The following is a 17,410-nucleotide window of genomic DNA, read 5'->3' as shown; positions in this document are numbered from 1 at the left end:
CCGCGCGTGCACCCCCGTCGGGCGCGCGGGAGTCGCGGCGGACTGCTGAGAACGATACCCCCTACCCGGCCGCGCTCCGTTGCATTACGGCCAGGGCGGAATGTAGGGCGGCGCTGTCCCAGACCCCGCCCGCACCTCCCGCAGGCGGTCGGCGCCTCGGCCGGCCCCCCTCCACAGGGGCTCCGGCCGATTCGCATGACCGGGGGAGGCCCCCTAGTCTCTGGTGGTGTGCCGAACACAGCGTTTCCCGGTGAGTCCCCACGCGAACCCGCGGGCGGGACTGCGCCGACCGTCCCGGGCGACCTCACCGACCAGCAGCGCGCGGCGATAACCGACCTCTTCGGTTCCATCGACTCCGTCGTCCAGGAGCTGGGCGAGCTGTTCTCCGCGGGCGGGCACGAGCTCGCGATGGTGGGCGGACCCGTGCGCGACGCCCTGCTCGGCCGCGAGGTCCACGACTTCGACCTCACCACCGACGCCGTGCCGCAGACCATCCTCGCCCTGGTCGAGGGCTGGGCCGACGCCGTGTGGACGGTGGGTATCGACTTCGGCACCGTCGGGCTGCGCAAGGACGGCCTGCAACTGGAGATCACCACCTACCGCAGCGAGTCCTACCAGCCCAAGTCCCGCAAGCCCGAGGTCCACTACGGCACCTCCCTGCACGACGACCTGCTCCGCCGCGACTTCACCGTCAACGCCATGGCCGTCCGGCTGCCCGAGCGGGAGTTCGTCGACCCCTTCGGGGGCCTGGCCGACCTCAAGGACGCCCGGCTGCGCACACCGGGCCTGCCCGAGGACTCCTTCAGCGACGACCCGCTGCGCATCATGCGCGCCGTGCGCTTCGCCGCCCAACTCGCCATGACCCCGGCACCCGAGGTCCGCGAGGCCGCTTCGGCCATGGCCGACCGGCTGGCCATCGTCTCCGCCGAGCGCGTCCGCGACGAGCTCGTCAAGCTGATGCTCAGCCGCGACCCGCGCACAGGCGTCGAGCTGATGGTCGACTTCGGCATCGCCGACCACGTGCTGCCGGAGATCCCGCGCATGCGGCTGGAGATCGACGAGCACCACCGGCACAAGGACGTCTACGACCACTCGCTGACCGTGCTGGACCAGGCCATCGAGCTGGAGCGCAGGCGCGGCATGCAGCCCGACCTCGTGCTGCGCCTGGCCGCCCTGCTGCACGACATCGGCAAGCCCAAGACCCGCGCGTTCGAGTCGGGCGGCCGGGTCACATTCCACCACCACGAGGTGGTGGGCGCGTCCATGAGCAAGAGCCGGCTCAGCGCGCTCCGGTTCCCCAAGGACGTCATCGCCGCCGTGGGCAAGCTGGTGGCACTGCACCTGCGCTTCCACGGCTACGGCAAGGGCGAGTGGACCGACTCCGCGGTGCGGCGCTACGCGCGCGACGCCGGCGACCAGCTGCAGCGGCTGCACGTGCTCACCCGGGCCGACTGCACCACCCGCAACCGCCGCAAGGCCGCCGCGCTCGCCCGTGCCTACGACGACATCGAGCGCCGCATCGACCGCCTCGCCGAGGAGGAGGAGCTCAACAAGGTCCGCCCCGACCTCGACGGCAACGAGATCCAGCAGATCCTCGACATCGGGCCGGGACCGATGATCGGCAAGGCCTGGCGGTTCCTGCTGGAGCTGCGGTTGGAGAACGGCCCGATGGACAAGGAGGCCGCCGCCGAGGAGCTGCGCTCGTGGGCGCGGCGCCATCTCGAGGAGTCCGGCGGAGCGGGCGGCGGCGAGCAGCACGCGGAGGGCTCCGAGTAGCGCGCCGCCGCTACCGGCACCGCCGGACTCCCTTCGGCGACCGCCGGCCTCGCACGTCGACATGTCGACGAGTCCGCATGTCACCGCCTGCGGCGCAGGGCGCGGGCGCGCACCGTCCAGCAGGCGGCCATCAGCGCGTATCCCGCCGCGAGGGCGGCGACCGCCGCGGCGCTGGTGCCCGAACGCGGCACGGCGCCCGCCGCGAGCCCGGCTCCCGCCACGAAGGCCGCGTTGAACAGCATGTCGTAGACCGAGAACACGCGGCCCCGGAAGGCGTCGTCGACATGTCGCTGAACCAGGGTGTCGACGCTGACCTTCACCCCTTGGGGGACCAGCCCCAGCGCGAAGCCCGCGGCCGGGAACAGAGGGGGTGCGAACGGCAGCCCGAACACCAGCAGCGCCGCGCCCCCGGCTCCCAGCAGCAGCGCGATCCAGGCGTCGGCGGAGATGCGCGCGGTGGCCCACGGCGTCGCCACGGCCCCGGCGAAGTACCCGGCCGCCGAGGCCGCCAGCGCCACCGAGAAGCCGGCGAACCCGGCGACGCCTCCGGAGGTGAAGGTGTTGTTGTACAGCAGCAGGGTCACCAGCGTCGCGACCCCGTAGGCGACCCGGTGCCCGGCGATGGTTGCCAGCCCGTAGCGGGCCGGGCGCCGGCTCCAGATGTGGCGTGCACCGTCGGCCAGTCCGGCGGCGACGTTGCGCACGGCGGCGCGAACGCGGTCCGCCTGCTCGTCGAGATCGGGACCGATCTCGGCGCGGCCGAGCGTGAGCGCGGCGGGTGCGGCCAGGGCCATGGCCGCGCCGGCGCCCAGCAGGATCAGCGCCGTGCCCGCGGCGCCGTCGCCGCCGAGGAGGCGCAGTCCGGCCCCGGCACCCGCCCCTGCAAAGGCGGCGAAGGTGCCGCACGTCGGCGTGACCGCGTTGGCCATCATCAGCTTGTGCCGGGGGACGACGTGCGGCAGGGCGGCCGACAGTGCGGCCAGGAGGAAGCGGTTGACGCTGAGCAGCACGAGCGCGGTCGCGAAGAACACGGCGCCGTCCGAGCCCGACCACACGAGGGCGGCGGTGGCGGCCGCCACCGCTCCCTTGGCGAGGGCGGAGACCACGAGGACTTGTCGACGTGACCACCTGTCGATAAGGACACCCGCGAACGGCCCCACGGCCGAGAACGGCAGCAGCAGCACCGCGAAGGCCACCGCCACCTGGCCCGCGGTGGTGTGCTGCTCGGGTGCGAAGAAGATGTATCCCGCCAGACCGGCCTGGTACACGCCGTCGCCGAACTGCGAGATCAGCCGAGTGGCGAACAGGCGGCGGAACCGCGGACCCCGGAGCACGTCGCGCAGATCGCGGTAGAAGGACACCGGCCAAGCCTATGGCTGCAGCCTGGGGACACGGCCGGCGGAGCGCGCCAGGACGGATGTTCCACGTGAAACCCGCGCACGGCACGGCCGACCGGATGGGCACGGCACCCGGGCCGCGGCGCCCGGCGGCGGAACCGCTGCACGCGGACCGGCCACCGGGCGGTCGGAGGGCCGGGGGCCGCCGCTACTGCCGCTGCAGCGTGCCCTCGGAGTCGCTCTCGCTGCCGTCCTCGAGGACGCTGGTGACCTTGACGTCGAGCGCGTCGCCGCCCGCGGGCTCCAGGGTGACCTGCCCGTTGTTCACGCAGTCGGGGTCGTTCGCGACCGAGTAGGTGAAGGTGAGCGAGGACTCGGTGCCCTGGGCGTCGGAGATCTCCCAGGTGCAGCGGCCGTCGTCGGTACCGCCGAGGCCGTACTCCTCGGCCGAGATCTTTTCGCCGCTGATCTCGACGGTCAGCGACCAGGTGCCCATGGTGTTGCCGGCACTGTCGTACTGGTCGAGCGTGCCGTCCCAGGTGCCCTCGTAGGTCTCCTGGACGCTGCCGCCCGCCCCCTGCCCGCCCGAGCCGCCCGAAGAGCTCAGCAGGACGAACGCGATCCCGCCCACGACGACGAGCACGGCCAGGCAGACGGAGATGACCACGAGGATGAGTCCCACGTTGCCGCCGCCTCCCGGCGGGCGGCCGCCCGGGGGCGGGGGATAGGGGCTGCCGGGCATGCCCGGGCTGCCGCCGGGCGGCGGGCCCGGGGGTGTTCCGTAGCCCGGACCGGAATCGCCCGGGGGACCGGGGTAGTGGGGGCCGCCGGGCCCCGGCGCCGGCTGCTGCCACGGTCCCTGCGGCCCCGACTGCGGGGGCCAGCCGGGGTCCTGGGGGTAGCTCATCGAGGCTCCTTGCCCTGCACGGGCGAAATGCCCGGGTCGGCTTCAGGTGGGAAGGACCATTATGGCCCGACCGGAGAGCGGGACATCGCGGACGGCCGACCTCGGCCGCGTGCGCGCACGGCCGCGGCGGCCGGTCGCCCCCGGATCGGTGCCGGGCGGCGCCGCGGCCGTTCCTCAGCGGTCGATCTCGCCCGCGATGAACCGTTCGACCAGGGTGTGGCCGTCACTGTCGCTGTGCTGCTCGGGCGGCGACTTCATGAAGTAGGAGGAGGCGGAGAGGATGGGGCCGCCGATCCCGCGGTCCTTGGCGATCTTGGCGGCGCGGATCGCGTCGATGATGATGCCGGCGGAGTTGGGGGAGTCCCACACCTCCAGCTTGTACTCCAGGTTCAACGGCGCGTCGCCGAAGGCGCGCCCCTCCAGGCGGATGTAGGCCCACTTGCGGTCGTCCAGCCACGGCACGTGGTCGGAGGGGCCGATGTGCACCGAACCGGCGTTGAGCTCGTGGGGGATCTGCGAGGTGACCGAGCGCGTCTTGGAGACCTTCTTGGACTCCAGCCGCTCCCGCTCCAGCATGTTCATGAAGTCCATGTTCCCGCCGAAGTTGAGCTGGTAGGTGCGGTCCACGACCACACCGCGGTCCTCGAACAGCTTCGACAGGACGCGGTGCGTTATGGTCGCCCCCACCTGGGACTTGATGTCGTCGCCCACGATCGGCACCCCGGCCCGGGTGAACTTTTCGGCCCATTCCGGGTCGGAGGCGATGAAGACCGGAAGGGCGTTGACGAAGGCCACCCCGGCGTCGAGTGCGCACTGGGCGTAGAAGTGGTCGGCTTCCTCCGAGCCCACCGGCAGGTAGGACACGAGCACGTCGACGCCGGCCGCCTTGAGTGCGGCGACCACGTCGACCGCGTCCTCGGTGGACTCCTCTATGGTCTCGCGGTAATAGCGGCCGAGCCCGTCGAAGGTGGGCCCGCGCTGCACCGTCACGCCGGTGGGCGGCACGTCGCAGATCTTGAGCGTGTTGTTCTCGCTCGCGCTGATGGCGTCGGCGAGGTCGTGGCCGACCTTCTTGGCGTCGACGTCGAACGCGGCGACGACCTCGACGTCGCCCACGTGGTAGGAGCCGAACTGCACATGCATGAGGCCGGGCACCCGTGCCTCGGGGTCGGCATCAGAGTAGTAGTGGACGCCCTGGACGAGCGACGCCGCGCAGTTTCCAACACCGACGACGGCTACACGTACCGAACCCATTGGTCCTTGCTCCTTTTTCGTTGCTGACTGGGATTGTCGCGGCGCGCCGGGGAGAACGCGCCCAGCGGCGGCTCGTGCCGCCTCCGGCTAGCGCCGGTTGCCGGTGTGCGGCGGATCCGCCCCGTCGGGCGAAGCGCTCCCGCCGATGCTCGCATCGGCCCCCGCCGGCCTTTCAGCGCACCGCCGCTCCCGGCGGATGAGGGCGTCGAGCCAGTCGACCTCGCTCTCGATGGCCGCTGCCCGATGGCGGTGCAATTCAACGGCGTAGGGATCCTGCAACCGCTCGTTCAGGCGCTCCCGCAGCGCGGACAGCCGTTCCAGCAGCCGTGCGCGCCGACCGTCGAGGATACGCAGCCGCACCTCGGAGCGGGTGCGGCCGAACAGGGTGAAGTGCACACCGAAGCACTCGTCGTCGGTGGCCGCGGGGGTGCAGTCGGAGAGGAGCTCGTGCAGCCGGTCGCGGCCCCGGTCGGTGAGCCGGTAGACGATCCGCGAACGCCGTCCGCGCGCCGCGCCGGGCTCGCCCGAGTCGGACTGGGCCACCAGGTCCCGGCGCAGCATCGACTTCAGGCAGGGGTAGAGGGACCCGTAGGAGAAGGCGTGGAACGCGCCGAGCTCGGAGTTGAGACGCTTGCGCAGTTCGTAGCCGTGCATAGGGGTCGCGGCGAGGTGCCCGAGGACGGCGAGCTCCAACACGCGCGCCCGTCCGTTGCTCATCCCTCGCACCTCCTGGTTCGTCGCGCCTATGGGGGTCAGCCGCACGCGGGCCTGTTCTGTTCCCGCCCTCGCGCGGCCGTCGGTGCCAAGCGGCCGACAGCGAGGGCCCGGTCGCGGACTTCTCCGCAGCGATGGGGCCAATGTGTGGTTTATATACGTATGACTATATCGCTTCGATATAACGCAACCCTATGTTGGCTATCTAACACCGTCGGCGAACGCCTTCTCGTGCGGCGCGTCCGAGAGAGAACCGGGACGAGCTGCGGGTTCGTTCCGTCGGGGACACCGCGGGCGCCCTTTTCGGTGAAACTCCGTGCGCGCTCTGTGTATTCGGTCGCGGACACGCCGTATCGCCTTCGGCATACGGCGATCGCGGCGGGCCGGTACGCTCCCGCCCGGGTTGTGCTATACGGCGGCATCGCTCTACCGTGACGGGTGCTTTACCCGTGAGGCCCGATGCGCCTGTGGCCCGCCCCCCGACGGGCCCGGGAAAGCGGGGCCCGGGTCGGCCACAGCGGAACGTGTCGCTGCCCCGGCCGTGCTGCGCCACGGGATGCTTGCCTAGAGGTCGCCGACAGGAGGAAGCAGAGGACGAGGTTTCCGGAGGATCGAAAACCATCCGCGCCGATCGCGCGTCCCATGAAGCGGACGTGTGAACCCCCGAATCGACTGGTGCGGTTCGATCCACAGGCCGGATTCTCCTTCGCGCGGGGCCCATCCCCCTCCCTTACCCGAGTCGCAAGGCCGATCGGCCGCTGAACAGCAATCGAGGACGCGTGAGTACCGAAAGACGACGGAATGCCGGCGGGCGCCGCCGGGCCTCCAACGGCCCGGCCGAAGGCGCGCGCGGCAACGGCGGCAGGCGTCGGGCCGGCGGCCCGGCGGGGGACGAACGCGCCGGCGGTCGGCGCAACCCGGCGAACGACGACGCCGGCCACTGGGACGACGGCGGACGAGGCCGCGGCGGCGGAGACGGTTTCTGGGACGACGACCGTCCTGCGCGGCGCGGGCGCGCCGCAGGTGCGGCCGCGGGCGCGGCGGCCGACGACGGCCGCAGGCGCCGTCCCGAGCCCGGCAGGCAGGGCGGCGCCAGGCGCGCCGCCGGTGCCCGCTCGGAGTCCGGGCCCGGACGCAGGGCCGCGCACGGCAGCGGAGGCGGCGGCGGGCGCCGCCGCGGCGCCAGGGACGACCACGACGAGTACGACGACCGCGGCCCGATCAAGCGCTTCTTCGCGAAGGCGTGGAAGCCCGCGCTGATCGCCTGCGCGCTGATGTTCGTCACCGGTGTCGCGGTGCTCGGGATCGCCTACGCCAACACCCCCGACCCGCGCACGCTCGACCAGCAGGACAGCGCGACCCTCGCGGCCACGAGCATCAACTACGGCAACGGCAAGGAGGCCGTGACCACCGGCGAGATCAACCGGGTCATGGTCCAGCGCAAGGACATCCCCCAGACCGTGGTCAACGGCGTCCTCGCGGCCGAGCAGCGCAACTTCTACGAGGAGCCGGGGATCTCGATCACCGGCACCATGCGTGCCGTGCTCACCGGCGGCTCCGCGGGCGGCGGCTCGACCATCACCCAGCAGATGGCGCGCAACTACTACGACACCCTCTCCCAGGAGCGCACCTACACCCGCAAGCTGCGGGAGATCCTGATCGCCATCAAGGCGGGCCAGGTCATGGACCCCGACGACATCCTGGTGAAGTACCTCAACACCATCTACTTCGGCCGGCAGGCCTACGGAGTGCAGGCCGCCGCCCAGGCCTACTTCGGCAAGGACGTCCAGGACCTCAACGCCGCCGAGGGCATCTTCATCGGCACCATCATCCAGCAGCCCGGCAACTTCGAGAACATCGAAAAGGGTTCGGAGATGGAGGAGATCCTCAGGGAGCGCTGGGACTACGCGCGCGACGGACTCGTCGAGATGCACGCGAACAACCCCGAGCTGGGGATGACCAAGGCCGAGGCCAACAAGCTGGAGTTCCCCAAGGTCGACAAGTACGACGTCGGCCAGGACATCGAGGGCCAGGAGGGCTACATCCGCCAGGCCGTGATCAACGAGCTCGCCAACCGGTACGGGCTGGAGCCCAGCCAGGTGACCACCGGCGGCTACACGGTCGAGACCTCGCTGGATCCCAAGCTGATGAAGCGGGCCGGCGAGGCCTTCAGCGAGACCCTGCCCGACATGCCCAAGCAGACCGTGCAGCACCTGGTCTCGATCGAGCCGCAGACCGGCGAGATCAAGGCGTTCTACGGCGGTACGGATTTCACCGAGGACCCGAACAACTCGCTCGTCCTCGACGCCCAGGCCGGTTCGGCGTTCAAGCCCTACGTGCTGGCGACCGGCCTGGAGCAGGGGATCGGGCTGAAGAGCACCTTCAACGGCGACTCCCCTCAGGAGTTCCCGGGCGTGGGCGAGCCGATCCAGAACGACAGCAACCGCTCCTGGGGCGAGGTCGACCTCGTCGAGTCGACGGCCCACTCGATCAACACCAGCTTCGTGCAGCTGGCGATCGAGACCACGCCGGCCGCGGTCGTCGAGACCGCCGGGGCCGCCGGTGTCTCCGAGGACCAGTTCGAGACCGCCGAGATGGGGCCCAACATCGCACTGGGCACCTACCGGGTCTCGGCGCTGGACCAGGCCGCCGGGTTCGCCACCTTCGCCAACGGCGGCGTGCACGTGCCCCAGCACATGATCACCAAGGTGACCAACGCCGAGGGCGAGGTCGTCGAGCCCAACGACCAGGCCAAGCTGGAGTCGGGCACCCGGGCCTTCAGCGAGGAAACCGCCGCCGACGCCACCTACGCGATGACCCAGGTGGTCGAGAACGGCGGCGGCGACGCGGCGGCGCTGCCCGACGGCCGCCCCGTGGCGGGCAAGACCGGTACCTCCAACAGCGCCAAGTCGGCCTGGTTCGTCGGGTTCACTCCGCAGCTCGCCACATCGGTGGGTCTGAGCCGCGACGACGGCGAGGAGCTGGTCATCCCGGGCGTGAGCGCGATCTACGGTGGTACCACCTCCGCCAAGATCTGGAAGGCGTTCATGACCGAGGCGATGAAGGGCAAGGAGGTCAAGGAGTTCCCCGAGCCCGTCTACGGGGGCTCCTCCAAGCGCTACGGCCCGACGCCTGAGCCCACGGTCACGCCGACGCCGACGCAGACCGAGGAGTCGGAGGAGCCGGAACCCACCGAGACGCCGACCTCCCCGACTCCGGAGGTCCCGGAGACCACTCCGCCGGGGGGCGCCACCGAACAGCCCTGCCGTCCCGTGTGGGAGTGCGAGACGACGGAAACGCCGACCGAGACCCCCACCAACGGTGACGGCGGCGACGGCGGCGGTGGTGGCGGCTGGCCGATCGCCAACAGCGGATAGCCGATGAGTATGGCTCTCGGATCGCGGGCCGGCGGCGCGGCAGCCGCCGGCCCGCGGCGTGTATTCCAGGAACCGGGGCGGACCGGACTCTGGCTGGTCGCCCTCGGCACAGCGGGCGCGGTCCTGGCCTACCTCGCCAAATGGCCGTGCCGGTTCGGCGGCGCGTGGATCGACGGCGGCCAGTACACCTACGCCTGCTACAGCGACGTCTTCCCGCTGTACTACCGCGACGGGCTCGGCAGCGGCCAGGTCCCCTACCTCGACGTGCCCACCGAGTACCCGGTGCTGACCGGCGGCCTGATGTACGCCGCATCGCGTGCGGTCTCCTGGCTGCCGGAGGGCGTCGGCCGCGCGTTCGCCTACTTCGACCTGACCGCGGTGGTGCTCGGCTGCTGCCTGGTCGCCGCCGTGGTGGCCACCGGCCGCATCGCGGGCCGCGGCGGGCTGGAGCCCGCAGACACGGCGTTCCGGCCGCGTGCGGCGCTGCTCGCCGGCGGCTTCGTCGCGCTGGCCCCGTCGGCTGTCCTGGCCGGGCTGATCAACTGGGACCTGCTCGCGGTGGCGCTGCTGGCGGGCGGGCTCGCGTTCTACTCCCGGGGGCGCATGTGGGCCGCGGGCGCGCTGATCGGCCTGGCCACCGCCGCGAAGTTCTACCCGTTCCTGGTGTTCGGGCCGATGTTCGTGCTGATGGTGCGCGAGCTGTGGCGCAAGGAGGGCGGGCCGCCGGCGGCGGACTTCCTGCGCACACTCGCCGGAGCCGTCCTCGCCTGGACGGCGGTGAACCTGCCCGTCTATCTGGCGGCGCCGCACAACTGGGCCACGTTCTTCACGTTCAGCCGGGAGCGCGGTACCGACTGGGGTTCGGTCTACTACGCCCTGGGCGGCTACGGGGTCTTCGACTCCGGCGACCTGGACCTGGTCAACGCCACGGGGACGGGTGCGCTCCTGGTCGCCTGCGCCGGGATCGCCCTGCTCGGGCTCCTGGCCCGCCGTAGGCCGCCGCTGGAGCAGCTGGTGTTCCTGGTGGTCGCGGCGTTCTTAATGACCAACAAGGTGTGGTCGCCGCAGTTCGTGCTGTGGCTGCTGCCGCTGGCGGCCCTGGCCTGGCCGCGTACGGTGCGCCCGGGTGCCGCGCTGGCCGTCTTCGGCCTCTGGCAGCTGGCCGAGGCCTGCTACTTCTTCGGTATCTGGCAGCACCTGCTGTACGTGTCCCAGCAGAGCGATCCCGCGACGGCGGGCGCGCCCGCCGGCCTGCCGTTCGCGGGCTATGCGCTGGTGCTCCTGGGGCGGCTGGCCGCGGTCGCGGCGATGTGCGCGCTGACGGTTGTGGATTGCCTGCGGAAGGGCGATCAGCGGGCTTGACTGCTGGTAACCTTGGCTCTCGTCTGGCTCAATGCCCTCCTGCCATGGAGAGACCATGGCCGCGACAGTCCAGAGGAGGTACGAACGCCCATGCGTCGTTACGAAGTTATGGTCATCCTCGACCCCAGCCTCGACGAGCGTACGGTTTCCCCGTCGCTGGAGCAGTTCCTCGGGGTCGTCCGCAACGACGGCGGAACGGTCGAGAAGGTCGACGTCTGGGGCAAGCGCCGCCTGTCCTACGACATCGCCAAGAACACCGACGGCATCTACGCGGTGATCGACCTGCAGGCCGAGCCCGCGACCGTCAAGGAGCTGGACCGCCAGCTCAACCTGACCGAGGCCGTCCTGCGCACGAAGATCCTGCGTCCCGCGGCCCACTAGGCGCGACCGAGTTCCCGCGGCCACCGGCGCCCGACCGCCCGGCGTTCCCCGCCCGCACGCCTGATCCGAACTAGTCGAACCGGAGCCGATCCATGGCAGGCGAAACCCAGATCACGCTCGTCGGCAACCTCGTCGACGACCCGGAACTGCGATTCACCCCCAGCGGGGCCGCGGTCGCCAACTTCCGCGTGGCCTCGACCCCGCGCATCTTCGACCGGCAGAGCAGCGAGTGGCGCGACGGCGAGTCGATGTTCCTCACCTGCTCCGTATGGCGGCAGTACGCGGAGAACGTGGCCGAGAGCCTGCAGCGAGGCATGCGCGTCATCGTGCAGGGCCGCCTCAAGCAGCGCTCCTTCGAAACCAAGGAAGGCGAGAAGCGCACCGTCTTCGAGATCGACGTCGACGAGGTCGGCCCCGCGCTGCGCAGTGCCACCGCAAAGGTGACCAAGGTGCAGCGCCAGGGCGGCCAGGGCGGCGGCTTCGGCGGCGGTGGCGGCCAGGGAGGCCAGGGCGGTGGCGGAGGCTACGGCAACCAGGGGGGCGGCTTCGGCGGTCCCCAGGGCGGCCGCTCCGGTCCTCCGGCCGAGGACCCCTGGGCCACCGGCGGCGGTTTCGGCGGCGGTGGCGGAGGCTACTCCGACGAGCCCCCGTTCTGATCGCTGTTCCACTCGCGGACACGCGCGGCCGACGCCGCGCGCGCCCGCGATCCTGTCCGAATGACCATCCCCGGGATACCCGGGGCTCTTGCTAAAGGAGCACCACGATGGCGAAGCCGGCAGCGCGCAAGCCCAAGAAGAAGGTTTGCCTGTTCTGTCAGGAAAAGCTGACCTACATCGACTACAAGGACACGACCCTGCTGCGGAAGTTCATCTCCGACCGGGGCAAGATCCGCGCCCGCCGGGTGACCGGCAACTGCACGCAACATCAGCGCGACGTCGCGACCGCGATCAAGAACGCCCGCGAGATGGCGCTGCTGCCCTACACCAGCACCGCTCGCTAACGGGGATTTTCGAGGGAGGTTTGTCGTGAAGCTGATTCTGACCCAAGAGGTCACCGGCCTCGGCGCCCCGGGCGACGTCGTCGAGGTGAAGGACGGCTACGGCCGTAACTACCTGCTGCCCCGCGGTTTCGCCATCCGGTGGACCCGCGGCGGGCAGAAGCAGATCGACTCGATCCGCCGCGCCCGTTCGGCCCGGGAGATCCGCAGCCTTGAGGACGCCCAGCAGGTCGCGGGCCGACTCAACTCCATGCGCGTGAAGCTGAACCAGCGCGCCGGCGACGGCGGCCGGCTGTTCGGCTCGGTCACCGCGGGCGACGTCGCCGAGGCCGTGAAGTCGGCCGGCGGCCCCGAGGTCGACAAGCGCCGGATCGAGATCCGCAACCCGATCAAGTCGGTGGGCGACCACAAGGTGCAGATCCGCCTGCACCCTGAGATCAGCGCCACCATCGCCGTTCAGGTCGTCGGCGTCTGATCGACCGACTGCCTGACCAGGCCCCGGCCCCGCGACGGGCCGGGGCCTTTTCGTGCGTCGGAGGACCTCTGCGACACGCCGACATCATGTAACGCTTTAACGACAAAGAGTGACTTACCTTGTCCTGTGGGCCAGCTGCTCCACAGGAAGGGTGAGGCCGTTATGTCCAGTCGGGATGCGGAGAGAACGGACGCGGGCGTCGAGCGCCGCAGCGTCCTGCACGGAGCCGCACTGGCGGCCGGGGGAGTGCTGCTCGGCGGCGCCGTCGACCTCGCCGCGGCCGGCGAGGCGTTCGCGGGAGTGCGGCCGCGGGTGTACACCCGCGGCGACTGGAACGCCCGCAAGCCCAAGAACTGGGCCGTGGTGCGCTCGTCCCCGCCGGACCGGATCGTGGTACACCACACCGCCACCGCCAACAGCTCGAACCGCAGCAAGAGCCACGCCTTCGCGCTGTCCCGGTCGATACAGAACTTCCACATGGACACCAACGGCTGGAGCGACACCGGGCAGCAGCTCACCATCAGCCGGGGCGGGCACGTCATGGAGGGCCGCAACCGCTCCCTGAAGGCGATCGCCGCCGACAACCACGTCGTGGGAGCGCACACGGCCAACCACAACAAGCACACCATCGGCATCGAGAACGAGGGCAACTACGTGTCGGCGACGCCGCCGCGGGACCTGATGAGAGCGCTCACCGATACCTGCGCGTGGCTGTGCCTGTCCTACGGCCTCGACCCCGCCACCGCGATCGTCGGCCACCGCGACTACAACGCCACCGCCTGCCCGGGCGACCGGCTCTACGCGATGCTGCCGCAGCTGCGCAGCGACGTGCGGGCGCGGCTGCGCAGCCTGGAGGCGCGGGTCGTGCTGCGCGAGGACTCCGCCGTGCCCGAGGAGCACCTGCCCACCTATCCCGACGTCCCGGCCGACGAGCGCCGGGCGCCCTTCTACCACGGCCCGGCCGTGGGTCCCCGGGACGGCTGAGGACGCCGCTCCCGTGCCGCCTCCCGACCGCCGGCTCCGGCGGCCGGGAGGCGGCGGTCACGGGCGCGCGGCCCCGCTCACGAGCCAGGCGTCGCCGCGCGCCCGCAGTGCCAGGGTGGCGCCGCGGGCCGCCATCCACACGGCGAACGCGCACCACAGCCCCACCAGACCCTGCGGTGCGTCGGCCAGGCCGATCCGCACCGCGGCGGCGCAGGGCAGGAACACCAGCATCGTCCAGAAGCTCGCCCAGGCGAGGTAGCGCTGGTCGCCCGCGCCCATCAGGATGCCGTCGAGCACCATCACCACCCCGCTCAGCGGCTGCATGAGGGCCACCACCACGAGCGCGCCCAGCAGCAGGCTGCGCACCTGCGGGTCGTCGGTGAACAGCAGCGGGGCCCACGGTCGCGCGGCGAAGACCGCGAGGGTGAACAGCAGGCCGGCGAGGACGCCCCACTCGACCATGCGGCGGGTGGCCGCGCGGGCGCCCCCGGGGTCGGAGGCCCCCAGGTAGCGGCCGATGATGGCCTGCCCGGCGATCGCGATCGCGTCCATGGCGAACACCAGAAGCGACCAGATCTGGGTGGCGACCTGGTGCGCGGCGATCTCGGGGTCGCCCAGCCGCGCGGCCACGGCGGTGCACACCACCAGCACGACGCGCAGCGACACGGTGCGTACGAACAGCGCGGCCCCGGCGCCCGCGGCCGCGCGCAGGCCCTCCAGGCTGGGGGCGGCGGAGACGCCGTGGCGGCGGGCCGCCCGCAGGACGACGGCGACGTAGAGGGCGGCTCCGGCGGTCTGGGCGGCGACGGTGGCCCAGGCCGAGCCTCCGATTCCCCAGTCCAGCGCGAGCACCAGCAGCGCGGCCAGCCCGATGTTGGCCAGGTTGGCCCCCACGGCCACGACGAGCGGGGTCGTGGCGTCCTGCAGCCCTCTCAGGACCCCGGTGCCCGCCATGATGATCAGCAGTCCGGGCGTGCTGAGCAGGCTGATGCGCAGGTAGACGAGCGCGTGCGGGGCGACCTCGGGCGATGCGCCCAGCGCCGCTACCAGCCACGGTGCGGTCGGGTAGCCCAGAGCGAGGACGGCCGCGCCGATCAGCAGCGCCAGCCACAGCCCGTCGATGCCGCTGCGCAGCCCGGCGGCGATCTCGCCCGCGCCGAAGCGGCGGGCGACGGCCGACGTGGTCCCGTAGGCGAGGAAGATGCACAGGTTGGCCAGCGTCATCAGCACCTGGCCGGCCACACCCAGGCCGCCCAGCTGCGCCGTTCCCAGCGTGCCCACGATGGCGGTGTCGCTGAGCAGGAACAGCGGCTCGGACACCAGTGCGAAGAAGGTCGGCACGGCGAGCCGGAAGATCTCGCGGTCGTGGGCGTGGCGGAAGGGCGGCGCCGAGAGGAGAGCGGGCATGTCCGTGCAACGGTAGGGGATAACGGACACACGTTCGAGTTGCAGGGCGGAGTTGTCCACCAAACCAGGGGGAGCTTGTGGATAACTTGTGGACAGCTTCTGGGGAAATTTCTTTCACGCACAACCGGTGCACAACGTAAACGCAGGTCACTAGGGATATCGGCACGGCAGTCCGAAGTTATCCACAGGCGCTGTGCACAAGCTATCCGCAGATTCACCCCAGTCGTCCACAGGATCTCCCCAAGCGTGTCCACAGGCTGCTTTGCGCTGCGGGTCCCGCAGTCGCGAGAATCCAGGCTCGGGCATGCTCGTCATGCCGATCGTGAAGCAGGGGGAATCCACGTGAGCGTCGCCGAACACCCGCCGGACGGCACCGGCACCGGATTCGAGCGCACACCGCCGCACGACATCATGGCCGAGCAGAGCGTGCTCGGCGGCATGCTGCTGTCCAAAGAGGCCATCACCCAGGTGGTCGAGATCGTGCGGTCCGCCGACTTCTACCGGCCGGCGCACCAGACGGTCTTCGACGTCGTCGTCGACCTGTTCTCCCGCGGCGAGCCGGTCGACGCGATCTCGGTCAACGCCGAGCTGACCAAGCGCGGCGAGATCACGCGGGTGGGAGGAGCGCCCTACCTGCACACCCTCACCGAGGCGATCCCCACTGCCGCCAACGCCGGCTACTACGCCCGCATCGTGGCCGACCGCGCTGTACTGCGCCGCCTGGTCGAGGCCGGCACCCGCATCGCCCAGATCGGCTACTCGGGCGACGGCGAGGTCGACGACCTCGTCGACCACGCCCAGGCCGAGATCTACCGTGTCGCCGAGAAGCGCACCGGCGAGGACTACCTGCCGCTGAGCGACGTCATGCCCGGGGCCCTGGACGAGATCGAGGCGATCTCCGCGCACGACGGCTCGATGACCGGCGTGCCCACCGGGTTCACCGACTTCGACCAGCTCTCCAACGGGTTGCACCCGGGGCAGATGGTCATCATCGCGGCGCGTCCGGCGGTCGGCAAGGCGCTCGCGCTGGACACCCCCCTGCCCACGCCCGGCGGCTGGACCACCATGGGCGAGGTCGCGGTGGGCGAGGACCTCGTGGCCGCGGACGGCACCCCCGCGCGCGTCGTCGCCGCCACCGACGTGATGTACCGCAGGCCCTGCTACGAGCTGGTGTTCGCCGACGGCACCGCGGTCGTGGCAGACGCCCGGCACCAGTGGCCCACGCTGCGCCGCGACGCCGCGGGGCTGCCGGCGCACGTGCTGTCCACGACCGGCGAGATCGCCGCCGAGTTGGAGTGCGGGGGCGGCGTCGATCCGGTCGGCGTCGCCATCGGTGCGCCGGGCATGAGACCCGGCGGGCGGGGGGCGCCGGCCACCGCCCCCCGGGCGGCGCCCGGCGGTCCGGCCGCGACCGCCCTGCTCGATCCCCAGCCTGTGGACAACGCCGCGGCGCGCAGCGGAGAACCCCACCGGGTGGTCGCGGCCCGGAAGGTGCCCAGCGTTCCGGTGCGCTGTGTCCAGGTCGACCACCCCGACCACCTGTACCTGGCCACCCGTGCGCGGATCCCCACCCACAACTCCACCCTCGCTCTCGACTTCGCCCGGGCCGCCTCGATCAAGAACCAGCTGACCAGTGTCTTCTTCAGCCTGGAGATGGGCCGCAACGAGATCGTCATGCGCCTGCTCTCCGCCGAGGCCCGGGTGCCGCTGCACACCATGCGGTCGGGCCTGATGACCGACGACGACTGGGCCCGCCTGGCCCGCCGGATGGGCGAGGTCGCCGGCGCACCGCTGTTCATCGACGATTCGCCGAACCTGTCGATGATGGAGATCCGCGCGAAGTGCCGCCGTCTAAAGCAGCAGCACGACCTCAAGCTGGTGGTCGTCGACTACCTTCAGCTGATGAGCTCGGCCGGGCGGGTCGAGAGCCGCCAGCAGGAGGTCTCCGAGATGTCGCGTTCGCTGAAGCTCCTGGCCAAGGAGCTGGAGGTCCCGGTCATCGCCCTGTCCCAGCTCAACCGTGGTCCCGAGCAGCGAACGGACAAGAAACCCCAGGTCAGCGACCTCCGTGAGTCCGGGTCGATCGAACAGGACGCGGACATGGTCATCCTGCTCTACCGGGAGGACGTGCACGAGAAGGAGTCCCCCCGCGCGGGCGAGGCCGACCTCATCGTCGCCAAGCACCGCAACGGCCCCACGGCCACGGTCACCGTCGCGTTCCAGGGCCACTACAGCCGATTCGTCGACATGGCGCCGGGGTGACATGTCGACCCGCACCGCCGCGGCCTCGACGGCGGGGCACGGTACGTCGGTCGTGAGCCGCGGATGTCGTGCGGCACAGGGCGGCGTTCGCGGAGGAGTGCGGCGGGCGCCTTCGGGAGAAGGGCCGTTCGCCGAGCAGGTGCGGGTTTCGGTTGTGCCGGGAAGGCTTTAGCCACG

Annotated in this window: 14 protein-coding genes; 9 read left to right on the top strand and 5 right to left on the bottom strand. The window is 71.3% G+C overall.

Going from position 1 to position 17,410, the window contains the following annotated elements; genetic code table 11:
- The first annotated feature begins 228 nt into the window (after positions 1-228).
- On the top strand, positions 229-1,776 hold the full coding sequence (locus tag ABD284_RS06060) for a CCA tRNA nucleotidyltransferase (protein WP_344141436.1): 1,548 nt from the start codon (positions 229-231) through the stop codon (positions 1,774-1,776).
- A gap of 80 nt (positions 1,777-1,856) precedes the next feature.
- Here the strand turns inward: ABD284_RS06060 and ABD284_RS06055 are convergent, their stop codons facing one another.
- The 4 genes from ABD284_RS06055 to ABD284_RS06040 form a co-directional block, all read right to left on the bottom strand.
- Positions 1,857-3,137 (bottom strand): MFS transporter, encoded by a 1,281-nt coding sequence (locus tag ABD284_RS06055; RefSeq protein WP_344141435.1) that lies wholly within the window; start codon positions 3,135-3,137, stop codon positions 1,857-1,859.
- 184 nt (positions 3,138-3,321) lie between these two features.
- Positions 3,322-4,020: a hypothetical protein gene (locus tag ABD284_RS06050; protein WP_344141434.1), complete on the bottom strand. Its 699-nt coding sequence runs from the start codon at positions 4,018-4,020 to the stop codon at positions 3,322-3,324.
- 174 nt (positions 4,021-4,194) lie between these two features.
- Positions 4,195-5,274, bottom strand: coding sequence for an inositol-3-phosphate synthase (locus ABD284_RS06045; protein ID WP_344141433.1), 1,080 nt, complete (start codon positions 5,272-5,274; stop codon positions 4,195-4,197).
- Positions 5,275-5,361: 87 nt separating this feature from the next.
- Positions 5,362-5,991 carry a PadR family transcriptional regulator gene (locus ABD284_RS06040; RefSeq protein WP_344141432.1) on the bottom strand — a complete coding sequence of 210 codons (630 nt, stop codon included), beginning with the start codon at positions 5,989-5,991 and terminating at the stop codon, positions 5,362-5,364.
- A 776-nt stretch (positions 5,992-6,767) separates the two neighbouring features.
- Between ABD284_RS06040 and ABD284_RS06035 the strand changes: the two genes are divergently transcribed.
- The 7 genes from ABD284_RS06035 (at position 6,768) to ABD284_RS06005 (ending at position 13,564) form a co-directional block, all read left to right on the top strand.
- On the top strand, positions 6,768-9,365 hold the full coding sequence (locus ABD284_RS06035; RefSeq protein ID WP_344141430.1) for a transglycosylase domain-containing protein: 2,598 nt from the start codon (positions 6,768-6,770) through the stop codon (positions 9,363-9,365).
- Between the two features lie 3 nt (positions 9,366-9,368).
- Positions 9,369-10,727: a glycosyltransferase family 87 protein gene (locus ABD284_RS06030; protein WP_344141428.1), complete on the top strand. Its 1,359-nt coding sequence runs from the start codon at positions 9,369-9,371 to the stop codon at positions 10,725-10,727.
- 90 nt (positions 10,728-10,817) lie between these two features.
- Positions 10,818-11,108 (top strand): 30S ribosomal protein S6, encoded by a 291-nt coding sequence (gene rpsF / locus ABD284_RS06025; protein WP_311544445.1) that lies wholly within the window; start codon positions 10,818-10,820, stop codon positions 11,106-11,108.
- A 92-nt stretch (positions 11,109-11,200) separates the two neighbouring features.
- Positions 11,201-11,764, top strand: coding sequence for a single-stranded DNA-binding protein (locus ABD284_RS06020; RefSeq protein ID WP_344141427.1), 564 nt, complete (start codon positions 11,201-11,203; stop codon positions 11,762-11,764).
- A 107-nt stretch (positions 11,765-11,871) separates the two neighbouring features.
- A complete protein-coding gene (rpsR, locus tag ABD284_RS06015) occupies positions 11,872-12,108 on the top strand; it encodes a 30S ribosomal protein S18 (protein WP_040273181.1) in 237 nt (78 codons plus the stop codon).
- Positions 12,109-12,133: 25 nt separating this feature from the next.
- Positions 12,134-12,580, top strand: a complete 447-nt coding sequence (gene rplI, locus ABD284_RS06010; protein WP_311544442.1) for a 50S ribosomal protein L9 — start codon at positions 12,134-12,136, stop codon at positions 12,578-12,580.
- Positions 12,581-12,742: 162 nt separating this feature from the next.
- Positions 12,743-13,564, top strand: coding sequence for a peptidoglycan recognition protein family protein (locus ABD284_RS06005; protein WP_344141426.1), 822 nt, complete (start codon positions 12,743-12,745; stop codon positions 13,562-13,564).
- Positions 13,565-13,621: 57 nt separating this feature from the next.
- On the opposite strand, the gene ABD284_RS06000 is transcribed toward ABD284_RS06005, so the two are convergent.
- On the bottom strand, positions 13,622-14,971 hold the full coding sequence (locus ABD284_RS06000) for an MATE family efflux transporter (RefSeq protein WP_344141425.1): 1,350 nt from the start codon (positions 14,969-14,971) through the stop codon (positions 13,622-13,624).
- 342 nt (positions 14,972-15,313) lie between these two features.
- Between ABD284_RS06000 and dnaB the strand changes: the two genes are divergently transcribed.
- Positions 15,314-17,233, top strand: a complete 1,920-nt coding sequence (gene dnaB, locus ABD284_RS05995) for a replicative DNA helicase (protein WP_344141424.1) — start codon at positions 15,314-15,316, stop codon at positions 17,231-17,233.
- The last annotated feature ends 177 nt before the right edge of the window (positions 17,234-17,410 follow it).

Source organism: Streptomonospora arabica (assembly GCF_039531585.1).
Lineage (GTDB): Bacteria > Actinomycetota > Actinomycetes > Streptosporangiales > Streptosporangiaceae > Streptomonospora > Streptomonospora halophila.
The sequence above is the reverse complement of the archived record's forward strand: the minus strand, read 5'-3'. Positions and strand labels throughout refer to the sequence as shown.